General features: G+C 71.8%; 25 protein-coding genes and 1 pseudogene. 10 read left to right on the top strand and 16 right to left on the bottom strand.

All coding sequences use genetic code 11. The features are described from left to right. The first annotated feature begins 23 nt into the window (after positions 1-23). Together KHP12_RS34500 and KHP12_RS34495 are read left to right on the top strand one after the other, a co-directional pair. On the top strand, positions 24-1193 hold the full coding sequence (locus KHP12_RS34500) for an aldose epimerase family protein (RefSeq protein ID WP_208653313.1): 1170 nt from the start codon (positions 24-26) through the stop codon (positions 1191-1193). A 154-nt stretch (positions 1194-1347) separates the two neighbouring features. Next, the gene (locus KHP12_RS34495) at positions 1348-2634 is read left to right on the top strand and encodes a pyroglutamyl-peptidase I (RefSeq protein ID WP_211834042.1); all 1287 of its coding nucleotides are present in this window, start codon (positions 1348-1350) and stop codon (positions 2632-2634) included. Here KHP12_RS34495 and KHP12_RS34490 read toward each other — a convergent pair. Beyond that, positions 2621-2815 carry a hypothetical protein gene (locus KHP12_RS34490; RefSeq protein WP_308016968.1) on the bottom strand — a complete coding sequence of 65 codons (195 nt, stop codon included), beginning with the start codon at positions 2813-2815 and terminating at the stop codon, positions 2621-2623. The two genes, KHP12_RS34495 and KHP12_RS34490, sit on opposite strands and share 14 nt — an antisense overlap. 7 nt (positions 2816-2822) lie before the next feature. Here KHP12_RS34490 and KHP12_RS51520 point away from each other — a divergent pair, with 7 nt between their 5' ends. Continuing rightward, complete coding sequence (locus KHP12_RS51520) at positions 2823-3365, top strand: DUF5919 domain-containing protein (RefSeq protein WP_086882184.1); 543 nt, start codon at positions 2823-2825, stop codon at positions 3363-3365. Next, the gene (locus KHP12_RS34480; RefSeq protein ID WP_211834943.1) at positions 3358-3825 is read left to right on the top strand and encodes an NUDIX domain-containing protein; all 468 of its coding nucleotides are present in this window, start codon (positions 3358-3360) and stop codon (positions 3823-3825) included. Before KHP12_RS51520 ends, KHP12_RS34480 begins: the two co-directional genes overlap by 8 nt. A 74-nt stretch (positions 3826-3899) precedes the next feature. Here KHP12_RS34480 and KHP12_RS34475 read toward each other — a convergent pair whose 3' ends face one another. Continuing rightward, positions 3900-4700 (bottom strand): EI24 domain-containing protein, encoded by an 801-nt coding sequence (locus KHP12_RS34475; protein ID WP_086882185.1) that lies wholly within the window; start codon positions 4698-4700, stop codon positions 3900-3902. A gap of 57 nt (positions 4701-4757) precedes the next feature. After that, positions 4758-5660 (bottom strand): annotated as a pseudogene (locus tag KHP12_RS34470) (exonuclease/endonuclease/phosphatase family protein); the annotation flags it as partial. Positions 5661-5754: 94 nt separating this feature from the next. Here KHP12_RS34470 and KHP12_RS34465 point away from each other — a divergent pair. Beyond that, positions 5755-7455 (top strand): PHP domain-containing protein, encoded by a 1701-nt coding sequence (locus tag KHP12_RS34465; RefSeq protein WP_086882186.1) that lies wholly within the window; start codon positions 5755-5757, stop codon positions 7453-7455. A gap of 29 nt (positions 7456-7484) precedes the next feature. Here KHP12_RS34465 and KHP12_RS34460 read toward each other — a convergent pair whose 3' ends face one another. After that, positions 7485-8588: a pectate lyase family protein gene (locus tag KHP12_RS34460; RefSeq protein WP_208653021.1), complete on the bottom strand. Its 1104-nt coding sequence runs from the start codon at positions 8586-8588 to the stop codon at positions 7485-7487. A 321-nt stretch (positions 8589-8909) separates the two neighbouring features. Between KHP12_RS34460 and KHP12_RS34455 the strand changes: the two genes are divergently transcribed. Beyond that, positions 8910-9692: an intradiol ring-cleavage dioxygenase gene (locus KHP12_RS34455; protein ID WP_086882187.1), complete on the top strand. Its 783-nt coding sequence runs from the start codon at positions 8910-8912 to the stop codon at positions 9690-9692. A gap of 78 nt (positions 9693-9770) precedes the next feature. On the opposite strand, the gene arfA is transcribed toward KHP12_RS34455, so the two are convergent. From arfA to KHP12_RS34440, 3 genes are all read right to left on the bottom strand, one after another. Beyond that, positions 9771-11279 (bottom strand): arabinosylfuranosidase ArfA, encoded by a 1509-nt coding sequence (arfA, locus tag KHP12_RS34450; protein WP_086882188.1) that lies wholly within the window; start codon positions 11277-11279, stop codon positions 9771-9773. 241 nt (positions 11280-11520) lie between these two features. After that, positions 11521-12633, bottom strand: coding sequence for an ABC transporter substrate-binding protein (locus KHP12_RS34445; protein WP_211834041.1), 1113 nt, complete (start codon positions 12631-12633; stop codon positions 11521-11523). A 117-nt stretch (positions 12634-12750) separates the two neighbouring features. After that, complete coding sequence (locus KHP12_RS34440; protein ID WP_086882190.1) at positions 12751-13149, bottom strand: hypothetical protein; 399 nt, start codon at positions 13147-13149, stop codon at positions 12751-12753. Between the two features lie 190 nt (positions 13150-13339). Between KHP12_RS34440 and KHP12_RS34435 the strand changes: the two genes are divergently transcribed. Further along, on the top strand, positions 13340-14785 hold the full coding sequence (locus KHP12_RS34435) for a glycoside hydrolase family 30 protein (RefSeq protein WP_211834040.1): 1446 nt from the start codon (positions 13340-13342) through the stop codon (positions 14783-14785). Positions 14786-14934: 149 nt separating this feature from the next. Here the strand turns inward: KHP12_RS34435 and KHP12_RS34430 are convergent, their stop codons facing one another. Further along, entirely contained in the window at positions 14935-15954 is a 1020-nt protein-coding gene (locus KHP12_RS34430; RefSeq protein WP_086882192.1) for an NADP-dependent oxidoreductase, read from the bottom strand. Positions 15955-16041: 87 nt separating this feature from the next. Between KHP12_RS34430 and KHP12_RS34425 the strand changes: the two genes are divergently transcribed. After that, on the top strand, positions 16042-16470 hold the full coding sequence (locus KHP12_RS34425; RefSeq protein WP_086882196.1) for a MarR family winged helix-turn-helix transcriptional regulator: 429 nt from the start codon (positions 16042-16044) through the stop codon (positions 16468-16470). 439 nt (positions 16471-16909) lie between these two features. Here the strand turns inward: KHP12_RS34425 and KHP12_RS34420 are convergent, their stop codons facing one another. From KHP12_RS34420 to KHP12_RS34410, 3 genes are all read right to left on the bottom strand, one after another. Continuing rightward, the gene (locus tag KHP12_RS34420; protein ID WP_211834039.1) at positions 16910-17683 is read right to left on the bottom strand and encodes an SCO2400 family protein; all 774 of its coding nucleotides are present in this window, start codon (positions 17681-17683) and stop codon (positions 16910-16912) included. Positions 17684-17846: 163 nt separating this feature from the next. Then, positions 17847-18728 (bottom strand): SMP-30/gluconolactonase/LRE family protein, encoded by an 882-nt coding sequence (locus KHP12_RS34415; protein WP_086886396.1) that lies wholly within the window; start codon positions 18726-18728, stop codon positions 17847-17849. After that, entirely contained in the window at positions 18725-19501 is a 777-nt protein-coding gene (locus tag KHP12_RS34410) for an IclR family transcriptional regulator (protein WP_086886395.1), read from the bottom strand. The genes KHP12_RS34415 and KHP12_RS34410 overlap by 4 nt, the downstream gene beginning before the upstream one ends. Positions 19502-19751: 250 nt before the next feature. On the opposite strand from KHP12_RS34410, the gene KHP12_RS34405 reads away from it, so the two are divergent. Further along, positions 19752-20375 (top strand): hypothetical protein, encoded by a 624-nt coding sequence (locus tag KHP12_RS34405; RefSeq protein ID WP_086886394.1) that lies wholly within the window; start codon positions 19752-19754, stop codon positions 20373-20375. Here the strand turns inward: KHP12_RS34405 and KHP12_RS34400 are convergent. The 4 genes from KHP12_RS34400 to KHP12_RS34385 form a co-directional block, all read right to left on the bottom strand. Then, positions 20350-20775, bottom strand: a complete 426-nt coding sequence (locus tag KHP12_RS34400) for an OsmC family protein (protein ID WP_037959433.1) — start codon at positions 20773-20775, stop codon at positions 20350-20352. The two genes, KHP12_RS34405 and KHP12_RS34400, sit on opposite strands and share 26 nt — an antisense overlap. A gap of 56 nt (positions 20776-20831) precedes the next feature. Further along, complete coding sequence (locus KHP12_RS34395; protein WP_211834038.1) at positions 20832-21479, bottom strand: histidine phosphatase family protein; 648 nt, start codon at positions 21477-21479, stop codon at positions 20832-20834. After that, positions 21472-21912: a thioredoxin gene (gene trxA / locus KHP12_RS34390; protein WP_086886392.1), complete on the bottom strand. Its 441-nt coding sequence runs from the start codon at positions 21910-21912 to the stop codon at positions 21472-21474. The genes KHP12_RS34395 and trxA overlap by 8 nt, the downstream gene beginning before the upstream one ends. Before the next feature lie 129 nt (positions 21913-22041). Next, positions 22042-23625, bottom strand: a complete 1584-nt coding sequence (locus KHP12_RS34385) for an FG-GAP and VCBS repeat-containing protein (RefSeq protein WP_211834037.1) — start codon at positions 23623-23625, stop codon at positions 22042-22044. Positions 23626-23817: 192 nt separating this feature from the next. Here KHP12_RS34385 and KHP12_RS34380 point away from each other — a divergent pair, with 192 nt between their 5' ends. After that, positions 23818-24480: a CatB-related O-acetyltransferase gene (locus KHP12_RS34380; RefSeq protein ID WP_086885831.1), complete on the top strand. Its 663-nt coding sequence runs from the start codon at positions 23818-23820 to the stop codon at positions 24478-24480. Positions 24481-24725: 245 nt separating this feature from the next. On the opposite strand, the gene KHP12_RS34375 is transcribed toward KHP12_RS34380, so the two are convergent. After that, entirely contained in the window at positions 24726-25481 is a 756-nt protein-coding gene (locus KHP12_RS34375) for a GNAT family N-acetyltransferase (RefSeq protein ID WP_086886126.1), read from the bottom strand. Positions 25482-25625: the final 144 nt, after the last annotated feature.

Here is a 25625-nt window from a genome sequence, read left to right as displayed (position 1 = left end):
GATCTAGCCTTATGGAGCCGCATATGACCACGAGCAGACGCACGGTGATCACGGCGGCGGCGGCCGGACTGGCGGCCTCGGCCGTCACGACCGGCACCGCCCACGCAGCTGGCGGAGGGGACTCCGCGGGCAAGGGAGGCGCGGTGAAGGAGCACTTCGGCACGCTGGCGGACGGCACCGAGGTCGACCGCTGGACGATCGAGAACAGCCGCACCCGGCTGCGCGTGCTCAGCTACGGCGGCATCGTGCAGGCCCTGGAGATCCCCGACCGCCACGGCCGCCGCGCCAATGTGTCGCTCGGCTTCGACGACCTGGACTCCTATGTGGCGGACAGCCCGTACTTCGGCGCCCTCATCGGCCGCTACGGCAACCGCATCGCACGCGGCACCTTCACGCTGGACGGCAAGAAGTACCAGCTGCCGATCAACGACGGGCCGAACAGCCTGCACGGCGGCGACAAGGGCTTCGACAAGCACGTCTGGTCCGTGGAGCCGTTCCGCAAGGGCGCGGACGTGGGGCTCACCCTCCGCCGGGTGAGCCCCGACGGCGAGATGGGCTACCCCGGCACGCTCACCGTGCGCGTGGACTACACGCTCACGGCGGCGGGCGACTTCCGCATCGACTACGAGGCCACGACCGACAAGGCGACGGTCGTGAACCTCACCAACCACACGTACTACAACTTGGCCGGGGAGGGCAGCGGCTCCATCTACGACCACCGTCTGGAGATCGCCGCCAGCCGCTACACCCCGGTCGACAAGACCCTCATCCCCACCGGCGAGCTCGCCAAGGTGGCCGGGACCCCGTTCGACTTCCGCCGCGCCAAGGAGATCGGCCGGGACATCCGGGAGGCGCACCAGCAGGTGCTCTACGGGCAGGGGATCGACCACAACTTCGTGCTGGACAAGGGCATCACCAGCCGTCCGGAGCACTTCCTGACGGTGACCGAGCCGGAGTCCGGCCGGGTGATGCGGATCGCCACGACCGAGCCCGGTGTGCAGTTCTACACCGGCAACTTCCTCACCGGCACCTTCGCGGGCACATCGGGACGGGTGTACCGGCAGGGCGACGCCTTCGCCCTGGAGACCCAGCACTTCCCGGACTCGCCGAACCAGCCGTCGTTCCCCTCGACGGTGCTGCGGCCGGGGCAGACGTACCGGTCGACGACGGTGCACTCGTTCTCCACACGCTGAGCGGCTCCGCCGCGCGCGGCCCCATAGCTCATCGGTTCCCCTCCCGTCCCGTGCTCAAGAGCACGGGACGGGAGGGGTTGTCGTTTCCCCGGCCCCCCGGCTCCCAGCCCCCCGGCCACGTCAACCATCACCCCTCACCCGAGAGGACCCCCGCATGAGATCGATACGCCCCCGGCTCGCCCTGCTCGGCGCCGCCCTGCTCGCCACCGCTCCCCTGGCCCTCGCCGTGCCGGCGACGGCCGCGGCCGACACCACCACCGCCGCCCCCACCATCGAGGAGCAGCGGCTCGACAAGGCCGCGCCCCAGGAGATCCTGCGCCGCAGCGGGTTCGACGACGTGGCACCGGACTTCGCCCGCGCCCTGTCGGGGACGCACTCGGCCGCCGAGGCCGAGCGGGTGATCGCACGCGAAGGCGGGCAGCTGTGGAAGCGCGCCGTGGACCGCGTACAGGGCCGGGGGCCCGCGGGCGGGGACCTCAGCCGGGACGACGACCGGCCGCTGTACTGGGGGCGGCTCGGGATGACCCGCGCGCTCGGCCAGTGGCGGCCGGGCTTCCCGCTCAGCGACGCCCGCCGCGCCGCGCTCCTCGACACGCTGGAGCGCACCTCACGCGGGCAGGACTCGCTGAACCTGCCCGCCGACAAGGCCGGTCAGCACATCAAGCGCATCGTGGTCACCGGCTTCGACCCGTTCCAGCTGGACGCCGATGTCCGCCGCTCCAACCCCTCCGGCGCGGCGGCGCTCGCGCTGGACGGGACGACGATCCGTACGGACAGCGGCCCGGCCCGCGTCGAGACGGCCGTCTTCCCGGTCCGCTGGGCGGACTTCGCGAACGGCACGGTCGAGCGGACGCTGCTGCCCGCCTTCCGGACGGGCCCGCGCCGGGTGGACGCGTTCATGACGGTGAGCCAGGGCCGGGTGGGCCGGTTCGACGTCGAGCGCACCAACGGCGCCTGGCGGGGCGGCTACCCCGACAACGCGAACATCTCCCGGACCGAGACCGTACCGATCCCGGCCGATGTGCCGACCCCGCGCCCGCAGCCGCAGTGGACGACCACGACCCTCCCCTACGAGCGGATCGTCGCGGCGAACACCGGCCCGGTCCCCGTCTACGACCACACCGAGGTCACCGAGATCCCGGCGGGCGGCACCACCCCCGTGGTCCGCCCGGACGGCCCGACCCCCGGCTCGACGGCCCGCGCGGGCAGTGGCGGCGACTACCTCTCCAACGAGATCGCCTACCGCGCCACCCTGCTGCGCGACGCGGTCGGTCTGAAGGCCCCGGGCGGCCATCTCCACACCCCGGTCCTCCAGTTCGGCCCGGGCAACACCGACCCCGGCACGGGCCAGGTCACCGACCCGGACTTCGTCCACAACCGCGAGGCCATCACCGCCCAGGTCCGCTCGATCCTCACCGTGGTCGCCACTACGACCCGTTGACGTCCCGGGCCTCGCGCTCAGCGAGCAGCAGAGCCAAGGGCCCGGCCGGAAGCAGAAAGCGGCCCTGCGCGACGGCGTCGATCGCGTCGCCCATCGACCACCACGAAAGCTTGAAGTCCCGTTCGGCAGGGGTGAGTTCCTGAGGCCCGACGGTCAGCCGTCGGGCCTCGAAAAGATGCACGCGAGCCGTGGAGCCGAGGGTCATCGCGTACGACCCCAGCGAACGCCACGTTTCGCCGGCCTCTCTATGGCGCTCGCTGATCACCAAGGCTGAGCGAGAGCTGACCTTTGCGGGCTACACCAACTACTTCCTATGGCTCGAACAAGCCCGGTTCGGTACCGCGCTGCGGCGCAAGGCCGTCCAAGGATGCCGAGTGCGCTTCCTGCTCGGTGACCCTGACAGTGATCTCACGCGGTCGCGGGAGCAGGATGAAGACGTCGCGCTCACGCTGTCCACGCGCATCCGCGTGACGCCGGCCGAACTGGAGAAGATCAGAAGCCAGCCGGGCATCGATGTGAGGTACAGCGAGGGGCACGCGTATCTATCCGTCTTCCGCTTCGATGACGACATGATCGTTACGCCTTTGCTGACTCATCGCGTGGGACACGATGCCCCCACGCTGCACCTGCGCCGTTGCCAGGACGACGGCATGTTTGATCGCTTCGCTTCCCACGTTGAGGAACTGTGGAGACGAGGCAGACCGGTATGGGAAGGGGAAGATGATGGGTAGGCGGGACTACGAGGACGACCCGAGTGCCCCGGCCGCGAACAGCCTGGTTCCTGCTGCTTCCACCGTCGTCGTTGACGATGCCGGGCGCATCCTGCTTCAGCGCCGGCGGGACAACGACATGTGGGCGCTTCCCGGTGGTGCCATGCACATCGGTGAGTCGTTGCCGGACTGCGCGATTCGGGAGACGCGCGAAGAGACCGGGGTCGATGTTGAGATCGTCGGCATCGTCGGCACCTACACCAACCCTCGTCACGTCTTTGCCTACGACGATGGCGAGGTGCGCCAAGAGTTCTCCGTCTGCTTCGTGGCACGTCCCGTGACTGGGCAACTGGCGGTCTCCGAGGAGTCCACCGACGTCCGCTGGTTCGACCCCGCAGAGGTTGACGCGCTCCCCATGGTCCCCAGCATCCGGAAGCGTGTGAACGACTGGCGCGACGGCAACATGCCCGCGGCCCGGTAGCCGGCCCGCGGCCCGTTTGGTCCGCCGGGCAAGGCCCCGGCGAACCAAACAGGCCGTCACTCGGGGGTCCGTCGCTACGAGCCGTTGAAGGCGCCCGCCGGGCCCGCCGCCGTTTCGCCGCGCGGGGTCGCGTCCTCGTCCTCGCCCGTCAGGTCGCGTACGAGCAGTGTCGCGCCCGCGACCGCGCCCGGCATCAGGAAGACGGCCACCAGCGGGATCAGGAAGAGGACGGACAGCGGGACGCCGAAGCCGAGGGAGAGCAGGCGGCGGGAGCGGAGCAGGCGGCGGCGCTCCTTCAGGAGGATGCCGCGGCGCAGCAGGGCGATCGACGTCAGCTCCTCGGTGAGGAAGAAGGCGGTCACGCAGAAGGCCAGGACGGGGATCACCGTCTGGCCGACCCCCGGGATGAAGCCGAGCGCGAAGAAGAGCACGCTCCAGAGGGTGACGCGGATGAGCAGCGCGATGGCCTCGCGCAGCCCGATCCACAGCTCCGCCCAGGTGGACAGCCCGGACTCGGGCACCGCGCCGCCCTCGGACCGGTCGACCGCTTCGGAGAGCGACTCGTAGAAGGGCTGGCCGACCAGCAGCGTGACCGCCGTGAACGTGATGATGGCGAGGAAGAGGCAGGTGGCGGCGAAGAGAATCGAGAGCGCGCCGCGGAAGACGGCTAGCCAGGGTGAGGACCAGTCGTCGGCGAAGGGCGTGGCCCATGCGATGACGTCATCGGTCCAGAAGAAGAGGGCGACGAGGGCCGCCGCGTAGCCGACGAGGGTGATCAGGGCGGGAATCATCCCGAACCCCCACCATCTCCCGTGCCGGGCCGCCCAGCGTTGCCCCTTCATCAGATAACCGAAGCCATTCACAAGATCACGCATGGGCCGAAGCCTACTGGCCTAGCGTGGCGCGCCAGGAACGCCGGGTTTGCCGGTCTGCCAGGTGAAGTCGACGGTGTGCGGATAGTGGTCGGACAGCGGTTTGCCGTCGGCGTCGAGGAAGGATGTGTGCGCGTTGTGGTAGCGGGTGGCGGCGAGGGAGAGCCCCGGGCCGGAGCGGTAGAGGACCTTGTCCACGACCTCGCAGGTGTCGGTGACGTGATCCGGGTCGCAGACGAGGGCGTCGGAACCGGCGGGCGGGGCCGAGCCGCCGCGCACCAGGTCCACCCAGGCGTCGGTGAGGCCGTTGCGGGTGGCGAGGTCGCGGATGTTGTCGGCGGTGCGGGTGTAGCGGGTGTTGGTGTCGCCCATGACGAGCACCGCGTTGTCGGCGGAGTGGGCGGCGATGTAGTCGGAGAGCTGGGTGATGTTGGCGCGGCGGGCGGCGAGGTCGGCGTCCGTCGTCCCCGCGTTGGGATGCAGGTTGTACAGGTCGAGGTAGGCGCCCTCGGCCAGCCGCACCCGGGCGAAGGTGAAGCCCTTCGGGGTGAGGCAGTCGGTGCCGTTGCACCGCTTCCACTTCACCCGCTCGAAGCCGTCGTACGGCAGGTCGGAGAGGGTGTTCAGACCGTCGCCGAAGACGGCGGGGCCGCTGGTGGGGGTGCGGTACGGGTGGTCGTCCCCGGCGTAGAGCGCGGCGTGGTAGTTGAAGTCCTCCTGGACGTTGACGATGTCGTACGCGCCGAGCCGGGGGGAGATCAGCGGGGTGTTCTTGGCGGGGTGGCTGGACGACAGGCCCTCGGGGAGCCCCGCCACGTTGTAGGTCAGGATGTTGAACGTGCCCGTGATGGTCTGGTGGGTCCCGGTGTCCGCGACAGCGGGCGTGGCGCCCGTGGTGATCGCGGTCGCGCAGAGGGTGAGCACCGCCGCGGCGGCGACGGCTAAGCGTCCGATGAGTCTCAAGGAGGTGTCCTCTCGGCTGATGAACCGCTGACGATGGGCTGTTGGGCTCGCGGTGTTCGGCTGGTGTTCAACCGCGTTGCTTACGTTCGCGCCTATGGCCCCCGGACATCACCACCCTCACGATGAACTCGCGGTGCACAGCCTTCCCCCGGCCCTCGACCTGTCCGTACGGGACGACGAGCTGACCCCCGACCAGCTCTCCCGGCGCTCGATGCTGCGCCGCGCGGGGCTGCTGGGCGCGGGGCTCGGTGCCGTGACCGTGCTGGACGGCGGCACCACGCCAGCCGTCGCGGCGAACGGCGCGGCGACGCCCGGCTCCCGGCACGGCGGCGGCTATCTCTGGCTGGCCGGGGACCACCACATCCACACCCAGTACAGCAACGACGGGAAGTACCGGGTCATCGACCAGGTGCGGCAGGGTGCCCGGCACGGCCTGGACTGGATGGTGATCACCGACCACGGGAACGTCACCCACGCCCGGATCGGGGTCGAGAAGGTCAACCCCGATATCCGCGAGGCGCGCGAGACCCACCGGGACGCGCTGGTCTTCCAGGGGCTGGAGTGGAACATCCCCGGCGCCGAGCACGGCACGGTCTTCGTCCACCCCGGCCGTGACGAGGTGGCGGTGCTCAAGGAGTTCGAGAACTCCTTCGACGGGTCGGTGAAGAACGCCGGGGACTCCACCCCGCGGAACGAGGCGCTGGCCATCGCCGGTCTTGACTTCCTCTCCGACGCGGTGCGCCGGCGGCGCGTCAGGGCCGCGCTGATGCTCGCCAACCACCCCGCCCGCAAGGGCCTGGACTCCCCGCACGAGATCCGGGGCTGGCGGGACGCCCAGCCGCACATCGCCGTGGGCATGGAGGGCGCGCCGGGCCACCAGGCCGCCGGGATCCCGGCCGCCGCGCACGGCCCGGGCGGTGCGCGCGGGCTGTACGAGAACGCCCCCGGGCCGCAGTCCTTCGCCGCGTACCCGGCCGAGTCGTACCGCACCTGGGGCGGCTTCGACTGGATGACCGCCACGGTGGGCGGGCTGTGGGACAGCCTGCTCAGCGAGGGCAAGCCGTGGTGGATCACCGCCAACTCCGACTCCCACAACGTCTACGCCGACACCGCGGCGCGCGGCCCCGGCAGCGACTACGAGACCAACGGGCGGCAGAACGACCCGGTGTACGGGGGCGGGCTCGACCTGGAGGAGAACGACTACTGGCCGGGCCAGTACAGCCGCACCCATGTGGGCGCCGAGGACTTCTCGTACGCCGCCGTCATGGACGGCATCCGGGCGGGCCGGGTGTGGGTGGACCACGGCGGGCTGATCAGCGGCCTGGACGCGCGGCTCGGCGGTGGCGGAAGTGGCGGCCGGGGGCGTGCGGTCACCCTCGGCGGCACACTGCACGTGGAGCGCGGCACCCGGGTACGGCTCGAGGTGGACATCGCCCTGGCGAACGGCCCCAACTGGGCCGGTTTCGTGCCGAAGCTGGCACGGGTGGACGTCATCCAGGGCGAGGTCACGGGCGCGGCGGACGACCGTGACACCTTCGCGGCGCCGCGCACCCGGGTGGTGAAGTCGTATCAGATCGGCGGCGCGACGGGCACGGTCCGGCTCTCCTACGCCCTCGGCCCGGTGGACCGGCCGCTGTACGTACGGCTGCGCGGCACGGACGGCAACCGGGTGGCGGTGGGCGCGCGGGGCGCGGCGGTGGATCCGCACGGCCCGGCCATGGATGTGCCGGGCGATGCGGACCCGTGGCGCGATCTGTGGTTCTACGCCAACCCCATGTGGGTGCTGCCCTCCTGACGGCCGCCGGGGGCCGGTGCCGACGCGCTTCAGAGCTTGCCCGTCCCCGCCTGGGCGGTGACGGTGGACACGACGGAGGACGCCGGTTCCGCCGTGTACGCGTACGGCGGGGTGGTGAAGCTGCCCGTCCGGGAGATCTCGGTGGCCGCCCCGCCCAGGTCGTTGCCGCGCAGCACCGCATAGCCGTCGACGTCGCTGTCCCGGCTGGTGGTGACGGCCACCTCGGTGTCGCGGAAGACGTTGTTCTCGACCAGCGTCTGCGCGCCCATCCGGGAGTGCACACCGGTTTCCGCGCCCTGGACGTAGTTGTCGTAGAAGTGGCCGGTGCCGAAGCGCAGGCTGGGGATGCGGGAGTACACATCCGAGAACCAGTTGTGGTGGTACGTCACCTTGAGGTGACCGGTGTCCTCGCTCGCGTTGTTGTCGCTGTGGCCGACCAGGCTGCCCTTGAAGTGGTCGGCGAACTTGTTCCAGGAGACGGTGATGTTGTCCGAGCCGTGGTTGATGTCCAGCAGACCGTCGTAGTAGTCCTTGTCGTGGTCGCGGTCGGCCGAGAAGGTGTTGTGGTCGATCCACACCTTGGTGGACTTCTGCACGGTGATGCCGTCGGACGGCTTCCGGGGCTTGCTGATGGCGAGGTTGCGGACGATGACGTTCGTCGACTCCTTCAGCCGCAGTCCGCCGCCGGTGAAGCCGGAGCCCGACCCCACGCCCAGCACGGTGGTGTTGGAGCCGATGTCCACTTGGCCGGTGAGGGAGATCAGCCCGGAGACCCTGACCACCTTGGCCTTGTCGCCGGTGACGGCGGCCTTGAAGGCGTCCAGGGAGGTCACGGTGGTGGCGGTGGCGTTCCCGCCGCCCGTGGTGCCGGCGCCGAAGCCGATGGGGGTGGTCTCGGCGGTGGGACGCGTCCCCGTGGCGGAGCGCGCGGCGGCGGTGTGCGCGGAGTCGGAGCGTGCGGAGTCGGCCGAGTCCGTGCCGTGGGCGGAGACCGTGGAGAGGCCGCCGAGGGCGAGCGCCGCGGTGACGCCCGCGGCGACCGCCGTCAGCCGGCGCCGGTCGCGGGCGGTGACGCGGGTGACGTCAATGACATCGTCGTCGTCCGTGGTGCCGAGGTCGTGCGTCGAGCGCATGGGGGAGTCCTCTCATTCGGAGGATCTCCACACGGGAGGGGTAATCGCTTGCGGGATGAGCGAGGGTGAGCGGCAAGCACGCTGATCACAAAGGCCGGTGGAGATCGCCAAAGGTTGCGGCTCTGACGGTGCGGGGCCCTGGCGCCGGGCGATGTGGTCAGGATCGCCCCGGCGGACAGCGGCCATCCCGGAAGAAGCTAGTAAGCGCTTGCGGAGCTGTCAACACCCGCATGAGGTAAGGGAGTTGGCCGTATCGGGAGTTGACGGGCGGGGACTTTGCCGAATCCACAGGCGTCCCACAGGAACCGCCTCTATCTTTCCATGCCCATGACAGACTTATCCTCCGCCCCCTTGGGGCGCCGAAGAGTACTGCTCGCCGGAAGCGCCGCCGCGGCGGCCATCGGGATCGGCGCGGGCACGGCCGCCACCCGCCCGGAGTCGGCCGCCGCGGCCGATACGGCCACCGGCACCCGCGACACCGCCGCCATCTGCACGCTCACCAAGGAGCTCACCGAGGGCCCGTACTACCTCGATCACGCCCTCGTACGAGCGAACGTCGCCGAGGGCAAGAAGGGGGTCCCGCTCGAGCTCGTCCTCACCGTCGTGGACACCGCCACCTGCGCGCCCCTCAACAAGGCGCTGGTGGAGATCTGGTACTGCGACGCGCTCGGCGAGTACTCCGGCTTCGTCGGCAACAACGGCCACCAGGAGCCGGACAACGGCACGTTCCTGCGCGGCGGCGTGCTGACCGGCACCGACGGGGTGGCCAAGCTGACCGGGATCTACCCCGGCTGGTACCGGGGCCGGTGCATCCACGTCCACCTCAAGGTGCACACGGGCGTCACGCTCACCCCGGACAGCTCGTTCACCGGCGGCAACGAGATCCACACCGGTCAGCTCTTCTTCGACGAGAAGATCACCGAGGCGGTGGCCAGACTCTCCCCGTACTCCACCAACACCGTCCCCCGCACCCCCCTGTCCGCCGACGGCATCTACGGCAACGGCGGCACCGCCGCCGGGCTGCTCGCCGTGACGGCGCTGGGCAGCGCGCCGTCCGCCGGCTACCGCGGCACGCTCACGGTCGGCGTCGACCCGGACGCCTGACCGGCCGCCGCACCCCGTCCCCCGTTCCGTCCACGCCCCGCCCGGCACCCCGGGCGGGGCCTTCCACGCCCGGGATGCTCAGGCCAGGCGTATGACGTTCCAGGACATCGGCTCCAGCGTGGTGCGCAGGGCGCCGTCCGCGAGCTCCGTGCCCTCGCCGGGACGCGGGGTGACGCGCTCGGGGTCGGCGAGGGTGTTACGGGCCTCGGGGTCGGCGTCGGCGAGGACGGTGTGCTCGACCACGCGGGTCACGGGGAGGGCGGGCAGGGCGATCTCCAGCGGGAGCGGCCGGTGCTGGTCGCGGTTGACCGCGAAGACCGTCACCGCGCCGGTGGACTCGTCGAGGACGGCGGTGGCGTGCAGCAGCGGCACCTCGCCATAGCCGGCGGTCTCGTACGTCGGGCTGTCCACCTCGACCCGCAGCACCCGCCCGCGCCCGTGCGCCGACGCCTGCGCGAAGGGGTAGAAGGTGGTCTGCCGCCAGGCGGGGCCGCCCGGCTCGGTCATGATCGGGGCGATGACGTTGACCAGCTGGGCGAGGCAGGCGACGGTGACGCGGTCGGCGTGGCGGAGCAGGGCGATCAGCAGTGAGCCGACCACGACGGCGTCGGTGACGGAGTAGTTGTCCTCCAGGAGGCGCGGGGCCTCCTCCCAGTTGAGCGGTTCGGCGTTGTGGTAGTGGGTCTGGTACCAGACGTTCCACTCGTCGAAGGAGAGGTTGATCTTCTTCTTCGACTTCAGCCGGGCGCCGATGTGATCGCAGGTGGCGACGACGTTCTCGATGAAGGACTCCATGTCCACGGCGGAGGCCAGGAAGGAGTCGCGGTCGCCGTCGCGCTCCTCGTAGTAGGCGTGCAGGGAGATGTGGTCCACCAGGTCGTAGCACTCCTGGAGGACCGTCGCCTCCCAGCTGGCGAACGTCGGCATCGACTGGTTGGAGCTGCCGCACGCCACCAGCTCCACGTCCGGGTCGATCTGCCGCATCGCGCGGGCGGTCTCGGCGGCGAGCCGTCCGTACTCCTCGGCCGTCTTGTGGCCGGTCTGCCAGGGGCCGTCCATCTCATTGCCCAGACACCACAGACCGATGCCGTACGGATCCTTGTCGCCGTGGCCGATCCGGAGGTCGGCGAGGGCGGTGCCGGACGGGTGGTTGGCGTACTCCTGGAGCTCGAGGGCCTCGGCGACGCCGCGGGTGCCGAGGTTGAGCGCCATCATGGGCTCGCCGTCGACCTTACGGACGAAGTCGATGTACTCGGAGAGCCCGAACCGGTTGGTCTCGGTGGACCGCCAGGCCAGATCGAGCCGGCGCGGCCGCTCCTCGACCGGCCCGACGCCGTCCTCCCACTTGTAGCCGGAGACGAAGTTGCCGCCCGGATACCGGATGACGGTGACGCCCAACTCCCGGATCAGCGCGAGGACATCGGTACGCAGCCCGGCCTCGTCGGCGGCCGGGTGGCCCGGCTCATGGATGCCGGTGTAGACGCAGCGTCCGAGGTGTTCGACGAACGAGCCGAAGAGGCGGGGGTTGACGTCGCCGACGGTGAAGGCGGGGTCGAGGGTGAACCGGGCGGAATCGGTCTGCGGCATGACGGCCCATCTCTTCGGGTGTCGCGACCGCGCGTGTACGGGAGCACGCAAGCTGTCGCGACTATTCGACATATCGACCAGCGCTCGTTTCTTCGAACGCGACCGTAAGATCTCGCCACGGCGTGCGTCAATGCCATCGGAGGCGCTGGGCCAGGCCAGTCGGATCTCCGTGCGCGCTCAGCGGGTGTGGCGTTCAGTCGGTGTGGCGCTCAGCCGGTGTGGCGCTCAGCGGATGTGGCGCTCAGCCGGTGTGAAGGACCCGAAAGCGATCGGGTTCCGCCGGATCCCGATCGACGACCTGGATCGGCGGCCAACTCCATTGCCACACGCTGATGCCCGGCGTGCGGGAGAACCGAATCCGCCCGCGGGTGCCTTCGACCACGACGCGCGGCCAGGACGCGGCGATGCGCGCCCGGTCCGTGCCCTGAGCGCGCAGCACCTCGGCGAGGACGGCCACCGTGTCGTAGCCCTCGAAGGCGACGAAGGAGGGCGCCGCGGCCAGCCGCTCGCGGAGGGCCGTCCCGACCCGTGCGCCGAGTGGGCTGAGGCGCTCGGGCAGGTAGCGCAGGAACGGGATCCCGGCGCCGTCCTCGCCCAGCGACGCCGCCCACTCGGCGAACTCCGGCTGCCCGGCCGGAGCCCCCATCATGATCGCGGCGAGGCGCTGGTCGCGGCGGACGGACCGCACGATCGACACGGCCGGTTCCGGGTGGCCGACCAGAAGCAGGAGGGCTGTCGCGCGATGGGCGACGAGTGCGTCGCACACGGCCGCGGGGGCGAGCGCGCGCATGTCGAGTTCGATGACGGTGCCACCGCGTGGCGCGAGGTGGTCCCGCAGAATGCCGGCCCCGGACGCCCAGTAGACACTCGGCTCGGCTGCCACGGCGACGCGGCTGTGCCCCGCGCCGAGGAGGAAGTCCGCGTAGATCCGCCAGCCGTGGGACTGCGCCGGGGCAAGGCGCGCGACCCAGTCCGTGGGCTGTTCGGTGAGCGCGTCGAGAACCGCCGACGAGCAGAGGAACGGCAGGCCGAGGGCGTCGGCCCGGGCGGCGGCGGCACGGGCGACGACGCTGTGGTACTCCCCCGCCACGGCGGCCACGCCCAGGCGGGCCAGTTCGTCCACGGCCGCCGCGGCCTTCCGCGGATCCGCCGCGGTGTCCCGGACCACCAGCTCGAGCGGCCTTCCGGCGATCCCGCCGTCGTTGTTGACATCGCGTACGGCCAGTTCGAGGCCCGCGAGCAGATGGTGACCCGCCTCGGCCCAGCCGGGCCGGGTCAGCGGAACGAGAGCTCCGATCCGGACGGGCGATCCGTCTCGCCGTGGCGGGTGCGCCTGGGTGACCATGCCGGACATTGCATCCGCCGCCGTCGCCGACGGGCAACCGATTATGCGTTCGCCGCTGTCGCCAATGGGCAACCGATGATGCGTTCGCCGCCCTGCCGGGCACCTCGCCCCGCTCAGCCACGCCCCCTACGACGGGCGGATCCCGGTGTTGGACAGCCTCAGCCGGAGCTCCCGCTCCTGGTCGCCCGCCACCGCGCCCTGCTCGCGCACCTCGAAGGCGCGGGCCAGGACGTCCGCCATCTGCCGCACCTGGAGGGGGCCGCCCTGGAGGTCGGCGGTGACGGGGGCCGTCAGGGAGGCCGGGCGCGGCTCCGCGCGCGGGTCGGCCACCTCGAAGACGGACGTCCACACCGTGGGCCGCCCCTCCCCCGCCTCCTGCGGAAGATCCGCCGTCGCCTGGTCGGACGCGTACGCCGTGCGCAGCACGCCGAAGACGGCCTCGGCGTCGTCCCGCGAGATTCCGCTCACCGCCACCAGCACCTGCGCGGCGGACCGAGGCTGTTCCGGACCGGCCGTCGTGGACATGGGGCCACCTTTCCCGTCGTTGTCCGTCGTTTTCCGTCGTTCCGAGCTCTTTCGGCTCCCCGGGTACCCGCCCGCACCCGAGCCATCACCTCGTGAGCGATCCCTTGACCCGCCTCACCGCCGCCTCTAGCGTGCGGCCGACGTTACGGAAACGTTCCGGAACTTTTCGGAGCCGGGAAGGGGAGTTTTCGTGATCACTTCGGTCCGCACAGCCCTCGTCGGCGCGCTCGCCGCCGCACTGCTCCCGCTCATCGCACCGTCCGCCGCCGCGGAACCGCTCCGCGGCGGCAGCGTGGATTTCGGAATCCGCCTCCAGCCCATCGACGGTTTCGGCTTCTCGCAGGCGTTCCAGCGCGCCGATCTGATGCACGGCGCACAGGGCCTGACCCCGGAACACCAGCGCGAGGTGCTGGATCTGCTGCTGAACCGCGCCACGGGCGCCGGGTTGAGCATTCTGCGCCTCGGCATCGGCTCGTCCTCCGACGAGGTCTACGACCACATGAAGTCCATCCAGCCCGCCGACCCGGGCGGCCCGGACGCGCCCCCGCGCTATGAGTGGGACGGCGACGACGGGGGCCAGGTGTGGCTGGCCCAGGAGGCGCGGCGGTACGGCGTCAAGCGCTTCTACGCCGACGCCTGGAGCGCGCCGGGCTATATGAAGACGAACGGGACGGACGCGAACGGCGGCACGCTGAAGCCGGAGTGGCGACGGGCGTACGCCGACTATCTGGTGCAGTACGCGACGTTCTACCGCCAGGAGGGCGTACGCATCACCGACCTCGGCTTCACCAATGAGCCGGACCTCGCCACGTCCTACGCCTCGATGCGGTTCACCCCGGAACAGGCGGTCGAGGTGGTCAAGGCGATCGGCCCCACGGTGCGGCGGGCCGGGATCAACCTGGTGTGCTGCGACGCGGCCGGATGGGACGAGCAGGCGGCGTTCTCCGCCGCGATCGAGGCCGACGGCGCCGCCGCGGACCAGGTAGCGGTGCACACGGGCCATCCGTACGTCACCCCCTCCGACCAGCCCCTGCCGACGAGCCGCCGCACCTGGATGTCGGAGTGGAGCCCCAACGGGACGACGTGGAACGAGGCGTGGGACGACCAAAACAAGGCAGCAGCGCGAAGCGCTTCGGTTGAGGGTGGTGGTGGGCGACGGGTGGGAGGGTATGACGGCTTGGCGGTCGCGGAGGCGATCCACACGACGCTCGCGGACGCGGGGGCGAGTGGGTATGTGTACTGGTTCGGCGCGTCGGTGGGCGCCACCCGGGGGCTGATCCAGCTGGACGGCCCGGACTACCACGTCTCCAAGCGGCTGTGGGCCCTGGCCGCGTACAGCCGTTTCATCCGGCCCGGGGCGGTACGGGTCGCGGCGGACTCCGGGGCGGACGGGGTGAAGACGACGGCCTTCCGGAACCGGGACGGCCGACGGGTCCTGGAGATCCTCAACACCGGTGCGGAGCCGGTACGCACGGACTACGCGCTACGTGGGGCCGACCGCGGACCTGCCCGAGGCGCGGTCTACCGGACGGACGAGACGCATGCGCTCAGCCGCGTCGGAACCGCACGGGTGCGTGACGGACGGCTGGCGGTCGAACTGCCGGGGCGTTCGCTGACGACGGTGGTGCTGCGATAGCCGGGACCGCCCCTGCCACACGGGTGGCAGGGGCGGTCGAACCATCGGTCCATGAACCATCGGCCCATGAACCGTCAGTCCATGAACCGTCAGTCCTCGAAGGCTCAGTCCTCGAAGGCTCAGTCCTCGAAGGCTCAGTCCTCGAAGGCTCAGTCCTCGAAGGCGACGATCATCTTGCCGGTGTTCTCCCCGCGGAGCATCCCGAGGAAGGCCTCCACCGCGTTGTCCACACCCTTGATGACCGTCTCGCGGTAGTGCAGCTTGCCCTCGCGGATCCAGCCGCCGACCTCCTGGAAGAACTGCTCCTGAAGGTGCTGGTGGTCCCCGACCAGCATGCCCTGGATCCGCAGCCGCTTGCCGATGACCATCCCGAGGTTGCGCGGGGCGGGGGTCGGCTCGGTGGCGTTGTACTGCGAGATCATGCCGCAGACGGTGACCCGGCCGTGCACCTTGAGGCGGCCGATGGCGGCCTCGAGGTGCTCACCGCCGACGTTGTCGAAGTAGACGTCGATCCCGTCCGGCGCGGCCTCCTTCAGCTGGTCGGCGACCGGGCCGTTCTTGTAGTTGAACGCCGCGTCGAAGCCGTACTCGTCGAGCAGCACCCGGACCTTCTCGTCCGAACCGGCGCTGCCGATCACCCGCGAGGCGCCCTTGAGCTTGGCGATCTGGCCGACCTCGCTGCCGACCGCGCCCGCCGCGCCCGAGACGAAGACCGCGTCGCCCTCCTTGAAGGAGGCGACCTCCAGCAGCCCCGCGTAGGCGGTGAGGCCCGGCATGCCGAGCACCCCGAGGTAGGCGGGGAGCGGGGCGATCTCGGGGTCGACCTTGACGGCGCTCTTGGCGTCCACCGTCGCGTACTCACGCCAGCCGCCGAAGTGCAGGACGTGGTCGCCGACGGAGATGCCCTCCGCGTTGGAGGCGACGACCTTGCCGACCGCGCCGCCTTCCATCGGCCGGTCCAGCTTGAACGGCGGCGTGTACGACTTCACGTCGTTCATGCGGCCGCGCATATACGGGTCCACCGACATGTAGAGATTGCGGACCAGCGCCTGTCCGGGGCCCGGCTCGGAGACCGGGGCCTCGCGCAGTGCGAAGTCCTCCGGCTTCGGCCACCCCTGGGGGCGGGCGACCAGGTGCCATTCACGGCCGGTGGTGGGGATGACGGACATGGAAGGGCCTCTCATACGTTTCAGCAGATGAAACAATCATGCTTCTGGATATTTCATGTTGTCAAGTAAATGGGTACCCTGGTGGGCATGACGTCCCGCATCGACCCGTTGACCCTTGAGGTCGTCGAGCTCATCGGCACCATCGTGGCCCGTTATCACGAGGAATACGAGGAGGCCGCGGCCAAGCACTCCCTGACCGGGGCGCAGGCCCGGGTGCTGGGCCTGCTGACCGGCGGGCCGACACCGATGCGCCGGCTCGCCCAGCAGCTGAAGTGCGAGCCGTCGAACGTCACCGGGATCGTGGACCGCCTGGAGTCGCGCGGCCTCGCCGAGCGCCGCCTGGACCCGGGGGACCGCCGGGTCAAGCTGGCCGCCGCCACCGAGGCGGGCCGGGAGACCTCCGAACGCCTCCGCGGCTCGCTCGACTTCGCGCGCGAACCGCTGGCGGAACTCTCGGACGAGGAGCGGACGGTGCTGCGGGACCTGCTCAAACGGATGCTGGGCACCGCGCCGTAGAGCCGGGCCGCGGGGCATCGCGTACGCCCATCGCCGGGACGCCCGGGTACGGGACGCCCGGGTACGGGATGCCCGGCGGGCCACGCGGAGGAGCCGCTTACCGATGCTTTCCCCTCCCCGCCCCTTCCCGCTACCAGGGGCTCCGCCCCTGGACCCCGGGGTCTGGCCCCCGGGACCTGGGACCGGAGCCGCATACCGATGCTGAGGGAGGGGCGGAGCCCCGGGCCGGGGGCCTGGGGCCGAGCGGCGGGCCGGGGCCTGAGGCAGAGTCCCGGACCAGGACCTGGGACAGAGCCCCCGTCCAGGGCCTGAGGCAGAACCCCGGACCAGGGACCTGGGGCAGAACCCCGGGCCGGGGCCTGGGGCGGAGCCCCAGTTGCGGGAAGGGGCGGGGAGGGGAAATAGCCGGCCGCAGGCGGCACGGTCCACCGGGCACCTCCTACGCGCACCACCACAGGAAGCGCTGGCAAGTCTCCGTAGGCGTCGGGCTCGCCGTCGGCGCGACGGTCACCGGCGCGGTGGGCCCCGGTTTGGGCGGGGTGGTGGGCCGATGCGTCGCCCCGGAGCCGCCCGGGGCCGAGGGCGAGTCGTCCGACGGGTCGGAGGACGAGCCGTCGTCCGGATCGGCCGAGGTGTCGTCGTCCTCGCCCTTGGACTTCCCGCCGTCCTTGTCCTTGCCCTTGCCCGCGTCCTTGCCCTTGGACGACTTTCCGTCCTCGCCGTCCCCCGCCGAGGGGCCCGCGCCCGGGCCGGTCGTGTCCTGGACGATCGTCTCGGCCGATTCCGTCACGCCGCCGTCGCGGTCGGCCACCGGCTCCTGCCGCCTGGGCGCCGGGGAGGACTCCCGCCAGTGCCCCTCGGTGGCCAGCTCGGCCACGAACACCGCGACCAGCACCGGGCCGAGCACCGACGCCAGGATCGCCACCCGGCGCCCCCGGCCCCGGCGGGCGCGACGGGCGCGGCGGCCGAAGAGGCCCCGGGACTTGGGCTTCCGGCGCGAGGCGCGAGTGGTGCCGGAGGCACGGGAAGCCTGGGCCGTAAGGCGGTCCGCCCGCCGTTCCGCCCGCGTGGCGGGCGCCTCGGCCCCGCCGCCGCCCTCGTCCGCCGCGTCCGACGCGGCAGAGGGCAGCCCGAGGTCCTCGACGGGCCTCCCGCATCCAGGGCAGGAGACGGCACCGTTGAGATGGCGGCGACAGGGAGAGCAGTAATCCATTTCGCCGGGCAGGTTATGTGACCAGCGCGTAGGTCAGCAGGACGCAGGGTGTGAGGATCCTGTGCAAAGAACCGTACGAAAGCCCTCGTCAGGCCCCTGTCCCGGGGACGGCCGAGGCCCACTCGGCCCCACCCGGCCCCACTCAGCCGCCGAAGGCAGTCGCTCAGCCGCCGAACGCGGGCTGCGCCAATCCCTGCCCCGCACCCTGGATGACCAGCAGCGACCCGGCGAGCGGCGGCGCGGCGGCGCCGAGTCCGACGCGTGCCGAGGTCAGATACAGGTCGGTGAGGTCCGCACCGCCGAAGGCACACGCGGTGGGGCGCGGGAACGGCAGCTCAACCACCCGATCGAGTGTCCCGTCAGGGGCGTAGCGGCGGACCGCGGCGCCGTCCCACAGGGCGACCCACACCGCGCCGTCGGCGTCCACGCACAGCCCGTCCGGGAACCCCGCGCCCTCCTCGACCTCGGCGAACGGCCGCCGGCCCGAGACCACCGGACCATCGGGGTCCTCGACGTCGAAGACGTCGATACGGCGGGTGGGGGTGTCGATGTAGTACATGAGGCGGCCGTCCGGGCTCCAGCCGATGCCGTTGCTGACCGTCACCTCCGGCAGGAACTCCGTATGGGACCCGTCGGACCCGATCCGGGAGAGCGTGCCGCCGCCGGCCCCCTCGTCGTAGCGCATGGTGCCCGCCCAGAGCGAGCCGTCGGGCGCGACGGCGGCGTCGTTCCCCCGGCGGCCGGGGACCGCCTCGCGCAGCAGCCAGTCGAAGCCGCCGTCCGCCCCGTACACCCCGATGCCGTCGCGGAGGTTGACCACCAGGCCGCCGCCCGCGCGGGGCTTGGCCGCGCCGACGTGCTGCTCGGTGCCCAGCGTGGTGCGGCGGCCGGTGGCGGGGTCGTAGGTGTGGACGCGGGAGGAGAGGATGTCCACCCAGATCAGCCGCTGGGCGGCGGCGTCCCAGGTGGGTCCCTCACCGAGCACGGCGCTCGCGCGCACCGCGATCTCGAGCGATGGCCGTGTGCTCAATGGCCGTGTGCTCATATGGCCCGCCTCCGATGTCCCAGCCGCACCGACAGTTCACCCGCGCCCTTGGCCGCCAGCTCCTCCAGCTCGGCCTGGCGCTCATCGCTCCAGCGGATCGTCGGCACCGAGATCGACAGCGCCGCGACCACCTTTCCCGTGGTGTCCCGTACGGGAGCCGCCACGCAGTTCACATCCGGGTTGGACTCCCGCTGCTCGACCGCGATGCCGCGCTCGCGCACGGTGGCGAGGTGGCGGCGCAGTTCGGCGGGGGCGGTGATGCTGTTGTCCGTCATCGCGGCCAGCGGCTGATCGCCGGACAGCCGCGCGGCCAGGGCGTCCTCCGGGAGGGACGCGAGCAGCATCTTGCCCACCGAGGTGCAGTGGGCGGGCAGCCGGCGGCCCGCGGCGGAGACCATGCGGACGGCGTGGGTGGAGTCGACCTTGGCGATGTAGATGACGTCCATGCCCTCGAGGATCGCGACATGCACGGTCTCGTCGCAGGTCTCCGCGACGCTCCGGGCCACCTGCTGGCCCTCGGCGGCCAGGTCGAGCTGCTCGGCGTAGCGGCTGCCCAGTTGGTACGGCCGGACCCCGAGCCGATAGCGGCCGGGCTGGTCGGGGACCTGGACCAGATAGGAGCGGGCGGCCAGAGTGGTCACCAGCTCATGGACCGTCGTACGGGGCAGCCCGAGCCGACGGGTGATCTCGGGTGCGGAGAGCGTGCCGTCCCCGTCCAGGAAGAGCTCGAGTATGTCCAGAGCCCGTGTCACCGCGGGCACCAGGCGTCCCATAATGCTCGCCCTCCCCTTCTGGTTCAGATGGCAAGCGTTCGAGATTCCGGCCGGTGGCCGGTATCGCGAACACAGGTTATGCGGAGGGGACTTCCCCCGGCAATGGTCCGGCCAAGGCGCGATGCGATGGGAAGCGCTTGCGCCATCGGACGAGGACGCCCCGTACGCCAGGGCACGGCGAGCCCGTACGCCAGGGCACCGCGAGCCCGTACCCCACGGCACGGCGAGCCCGTACGCCACGATAGGAGCCATGGATTCCGCGCCCGGCTCATTCGCTCAGCCCGACTCGTTCCCGTCCCCCTTCCCCTTCGTCCTCGTGCTGCTGCGCCGGATGGCCGACCATCAGCCGGGGCTGGTCGAGGACGCGCTGCGCGAGCTGGGCTTCGGGCGTGCGGTGATGCGCGAGGCCAACCGCCGCTGGCAGGCCATGCAGCGCTCGCCGCGGCGGCGCTCGGCGGTGGCCCGCTACCGCTCCGTGCTGGGCCCGCCCGAGTCCACCGCCACCCGCCGGATCGGCGATCTGACCTGCGAGGCGCTGAGCTGGTCCGTACCGCTGTGGCCGGATCTGCGGTTCGAGGTGCTCACCGCGCCGAACGGGGCGGTGTGGAACGAGTGGCTGGTGCGCGCTCCGGGCGCGCCCGGACCCCGGTTGCGTACTGCCGCCGATCTGCGGCCCTGGTCCTGCACGGTGGACGAGGTGGCGCGTGCCTTCGCGCCCGCACGGCCCATGGAGGGCTCGGCACCCACCCGCTGGCGGCTCGCCTTCGACGCGCCGGAGGCGGAGAACGGTGAACTCCGCCACTATGTGGCGGAGTTCACCTGGGGACTGCTCCAGCGTATGGAGGACGTCAGGCCAGCTTCGCCGACAGCGTGATCTCCGTACCGGCGAGCGCCTGGCTCACCGGGCAGTTCTTCTTGGCGCCCTCGGCCGCCTCGACGAACGCGGCCTCGTCCAGACCCTCCACCGTGCCCTCGACGGTCAGGTGGATACCGGTGATGCCGGTGCCGGGCTGGAAGGTGACCTCGGCCTGGGTGGTCAGCTGGGTGGGCGGGTTGCCCGCCTGGGTGAGGCCGTGCGAGAGCGCCATCGAGAAGCAGCTGGAGTGGGCCGCCGCGATCAGCTCCTCGGGGCTGGTCTTGCCATTGGCCTGCTCGGCGCGGGACGGCCAGGAGACCGGCTGCTCGCCGATGCCGGAGGAGTCGAAGGTGACGGTCCCCTTGCCCTCGGCCAGATTGCCCTGCCAGACGGTGTGCGCGGTACGCGTCGTAGCCATGCTCGCTGTTCCTGCTTCCTGTCGGACGTGCGGTATGCGTATACGGTCGGAGATGATCACCGGGCGGGGGTGCCACCGCTCGCGGTCGCGCCCTGTCCGGAGATCGCCTCCGAGCCTACGTTCCAGGCGACCATGGCCGGGCGACCATGCTCACTTCCCAGTCGACTGACGGTCGCGGTGTCGAGCCGGAAGAGCGCACCGGCGGACGGGGGCAGGCCCAGCCGCCGGGCGGTGAGCACCCGCAGGACGTGGGCGTGCGCCACCAGCACCACATCGGCGCCGTCCGCCGCCGCCAGCTCGGGGGCGATCCGGGCGAGCACCCGGTCCACCCGGGCCCCGATCCGCTCGGGCGACTCGCCGGGGTGGTCGGGTCCGGCCGGTGGCACGCCGTCGGTCCACAGGTTCCAGTCGGGGCGGGTGCGGTGGATCTCGTCGGTGGTGATGCCCTCGTAGCCGCCGTAGTCCCATTCGCGCAGGTCGGGCTCGACGGTCAGGTCCTCGAGCCCGGCGAGCCGCGCGGTCCGCACGGCCCGGTCCATCGGGCTGACCAGGATCAGCCCGATCTTCCGCGCGGCGAGCGGCCCGCGCAGGGCGCGCGCCTGCTCCTCACCGCGCGGGGTCAGGGGCAGATCGGTCCGGCTGGTGTGCCGGTGCGAGCGGCTCCACTCGGTTTCGCCGTGCCGGACCAGCAGCAGCTCAGCCACGGTCGCCGGATGCCTTCTCCTCGCCCGCGACGCCCTGCTCCTTCTCCTCGTCGATGGCGTGCTTCTCGTTCGCCGCGGCGGCGATGGAGGCGCGCACCGTGTCCATGTCCAGGTCGCGGGCCTGGCCGATGAGGTCCTCCAGGGCCGGCTCGGGGAGGGCGCCGGGCTGGGCGAAGACCGCGATGTTCTCCCGCACGATCATCAGCGTGGGGATGGACTGGATGTCGAAGGCGGCGGCCAGCTCGGGCTGGGCCTCGGTGTCGACCTTGGCGAACAGCAGGTCCTGGTGGCGCTCGGCGGCCTTCTCGTAGACGGGCGCGAACATCCGGCACGGCCCGCACCAGGAGGCCCAGAAATCAATCAGTACGAATTCGCTCCCGGACACGATCTCGTCGAAGTTGTCCTTGGTGAGCTCGACGGTGCTAGTGCTCATGCCTGCGTTACCCGCTTCCGTACGTCGGCAGATGCCACATGCACCGTAACCCCGCCACCGCCCGCCGTTATTCCGGGCCGGTGGTGGGTCGGTGGCGGGCCATTGGTGGGTCGGCACGGCTTCGAGGGGCTAGGCCGTCCGGAAACGTATGCCCAGGTCGGCGGGGGTGAAGCGGCGTACGTCCCGGGTGGAGAGCCCGTGGCCGGTCCCCCGGAAGATCCAGAAGCCGCCCGTTCTGCCGTGGCCGTAGCCGGGCGCGGCGGCGATCACATCGTCGTGTCCGTCCCCGTCGACGTCGAGCAGCGGGGGCTGCGGGGCGAAGGCGTCGAAGCCGTACGGGGTGTGCCGGCCGGGCACCCCGGGGGTGTCCAGGTCCAGGGACTGCTCCCGGCCGGGCTCCCGGCCGTGCTCCCGGTGCGGGCTCTGCGGGCTCCGCGGGCTCCGCGGGCTCTTGTCCGGGTCGGGGGCGTACTCGCCGCCGTGCCCGTGCCGTGAGCCGGGCAGCAGGGTGAGCCGGCCGTTGCCGTTGTGCTTCTCCGGGGTGGCCACGACGAGGTCGGGGCGGCCGTCGCCGGTGATGTCGCCGACGGCCGGGGAGCCGCCGAAGCCGTCGCCGCGCCGGGCGTCGCCGGGCATGCCCGGGCCGGACTGATCGACGGTGAGATCCGCACGCCCCCGGCCCAGACCGGACTTGGCGCCGTGGACGACGGTCAGCCGCCCGGAGCCGCGGTGGCGGCCGGGGCCGAGGGTCCCCTGGCCGGGCGCGAGCAGATCGTCGATCCCGTCGTGGTCGGCGTCCCCGGCCGCGGGCTCGCGCGGGCCGTCCTCCGTGCCGAGCGCATGGGCCAGGCGCGCCTCGGGCCGCTTGTCCCGCACCAGGCCCTTGGGGCCACCGCGGTAGTGGGCGACGGGGGTGTCGAGGGGGGCGGTGTCGCCGAGTTCCGGCTGGTCCGCCTGGCCGAGGCCGTAGCGGTAGGTCAGCACCACATCGGTGCGGTGGTCGCCGTTGAAGTCCCCGGCCGTGGCGGTGGCGGGTGCGCCGCGGCGGGGCCGGTCGGTGGGGCCGGTGGGGAGCGGGGCGGTACGGGCGGGGTGGGCCTTGGTGCCGAACGGCCCGTACAGCACGCGTACGACGCCCCGGGCGTCACCCTGGCCGTCGCCCTCGCCGTCCGCCGCCGAGGCCAGCAGGTCGGCCGCGCCGTCCCCGTCGAAGTCCCCCACGGTCAGCGCCAGGAATCCGGCCGCGCCGCCGCCGAGCGGGCGCGGCGCGGCCAGCCCTCGGGGCCCGCCGCGCAGCACCACCGTCTCCCCCGTCCGCTCGGCCCGCGGCGAACCGCCGTACCGGAAGCGCGCCGTCACCAGGTCGGTGAATCCGTCCCGGTCGAGATCGGTGCGCAGCAGGGGGCCCACGTAGTCGTCCTCGGCGCCGTCCACGACGAGGCGGTGCCGCGGGTCGAGGCCGTGCGCCCCGCCGTAGACCACCGCGAGCCGGGCGGGCAGCGGTCCCCGGGAGGCGCTGGTGGGGCGGATGGCGGTGGCGAAGTCGTCGTAACCGTCGCCGTTGAAGTCCCCGAGCGAGGCCCCGGCGGCCCCCTTGGTGGCCCCCTCGGTGGCCCCCTCCACCGGCTTCCGCCCCTCGTGACCGCCCTCGCTGCACCCCGCGAGCAGCAGCACGGACACGGCCACGGCGGCGACGGGAACGGACGAACGCACGGCGACACCTCGCAAGGCTGATCGAGCGGACGGGCTTCACCGCTCAAGGACTCCAGGGAGCGCGCTCGGGTTGCCTCGCGGCCGCCCCCGCCAAATACACGCGACACCGGGGGCCGAGCTTGCGATCATGACGCCTGGCCTCTGACCCCTGACCCCCGACCCCTCCCCCCTGACGAGAAAGGGCGATGCGCGATGCCGGCCATACCCGCCGACCCGACCGTGCTGCACCCGATGCCCGAGCAGCCACGGGTGGTGCTGCTCAAGCCGCTGATCACCTCGCCGCTGATCGAGGTCGGGGAGTTCTCGTACTACGACGACCCGGATGAGCCCACCGCGTTCGAGACCCGCAATGTGCTGTACCACTACGGGCCGGAGCGGCTGGTCATCGGGAAGTTCTGCGCGCTGGGCGAAGGGGTGCGGTTCATCATGAACGGCGCCAACCACCGCATGGACGGTCCGTCCACGTTCCCCTTCCCCATCATGGGCGGTTCGTGGGCCGACCACTTCGACCTGATCACGGGCCTGCCGGGCCGGGGCGACACCGTGGTGGGCCATGACGTCTGGTTCGGATACCGGTCGATGGTGATGCCCGGCGTGCGTATCGGGCACGGCGCGGTCATCGCCTCCGGTTCCGTGGTGGTGGACGACGTTCCCGACTACGGCATCGTCGGCGGCAACCCGGCCAAGCTCATTCGCCGCCGCTACGCCGACGAGGACATCGCCCGACTGTTGGCTGTGGCCTGGTGGGACTGGCCGCTCGAGCACCTCACCGGCCATATCCGCACGATCATGTCCGGCAGCGTGGACGAGCTGGAGGCGGCGGCCCCGCGCCAGGAGGTGCCCGGCGGATCGTGACGCCTGCGGCGGGCTGCTCCCCTCCCCGCCCCTTCCCGACACCTGACGAGATGCGGCTCCGCCACGTGGGGGGCACCGCCCCAGACCCCAGGGTCCAGAAGCGAAACCCCTAACAGCGGGAAGGGGACAGCATCGACATCCGGCTCCGCCACGTGGTGCGGCACCGCCCCAGACCCCGGGGTCCAGGGGCGAAGCCCTTGGTAACGGGAAGGGCGGGGAGGGGAAAGAGCCGCCGCCCCCTGACCTCAGCCCTCGAGGCTCATGTACAAACGAGTCCCCCACGGCTCAAACCCCACGCGTTCGTACACCCGGCGCGAGCCCTCGCCCGAGTACTCCAGCCAGACCGACCGCGCGCCCCGGGCGAACATCGTCTCGGTCAGCGCGGCCGTGACCGCGGCCGCGATGCCCCGGCCGCGGAAGGCGGGACGGGTGCCCACGCCCGCCAGTTCGGCGGTGCCCACGGCGGGAGCCGAGCAGGTGGCCCCACCGGCGCAGCCCCCGTCGGGTGCCCGGACGAACCGGACCGCGCCACCGTCCTCCTGGACGCGGCGCAGCCGGGCCGCCCCCTCCTCGGAGGCGGCGAACTCACTGGCGAACGCCTCGGACAGCGCGGCGTCGATCGCCCGGTAGTCCTCGTCCGTGGCCGGAACCGCCACCGGAACGGCCGCCGTGCCCCGCGGAACGGCGAGCCGTTCCGGGGTGCACACCAGATACGCGTGCGTGGCCTCCACACCGAACCCCGCCTCCCGCAGCGCGGGCTCCACCCCGGGCGCGGCGTCCGGCGCGAACTCGAGCCGGGGCTTGAGTTCACGTACCCGGAACGCCTCGATCAGCTCCATGACGTCCCGGGCGGTGGGCCGGGCGCCGGGAAGCGGGGTCGCGTAGTTGATGTACGGGCTGGTGGTGCCGGGGTCGAACCCCGCCACAAAGCCGCCGACCTCGACAAGCACGGGGCGGCGGCGAAGGTTGGCTACGGCGAAACTCTGGACGTCAGTGCCCATGGTGAAGTGACCTCACGGATCAACGCGGCGGAAGGCGCCGCGGAAGGAAGCGGTGTACGGATACGTGGGGCCGCCGTGAGGAGACGGGTTGTTGGCACCGATCGCTCAGTGCCGACGGCGGCCGCTGGGGGACGCCGAGTTCAT

The organism is Streptomyces asiaticus, from assembly GCF_018138715.1.
Lineage (GTDB): Bacteria > Actinomycetota > Actinomycetes > Streptomycetales > Streptomycetaceae > Streptomyces > Streptomyces asiaticus.
Note: the sequence above shows the minus strand (reverse complement) of the source record. Positions and strands in the feature narration are given on the sequence as shown.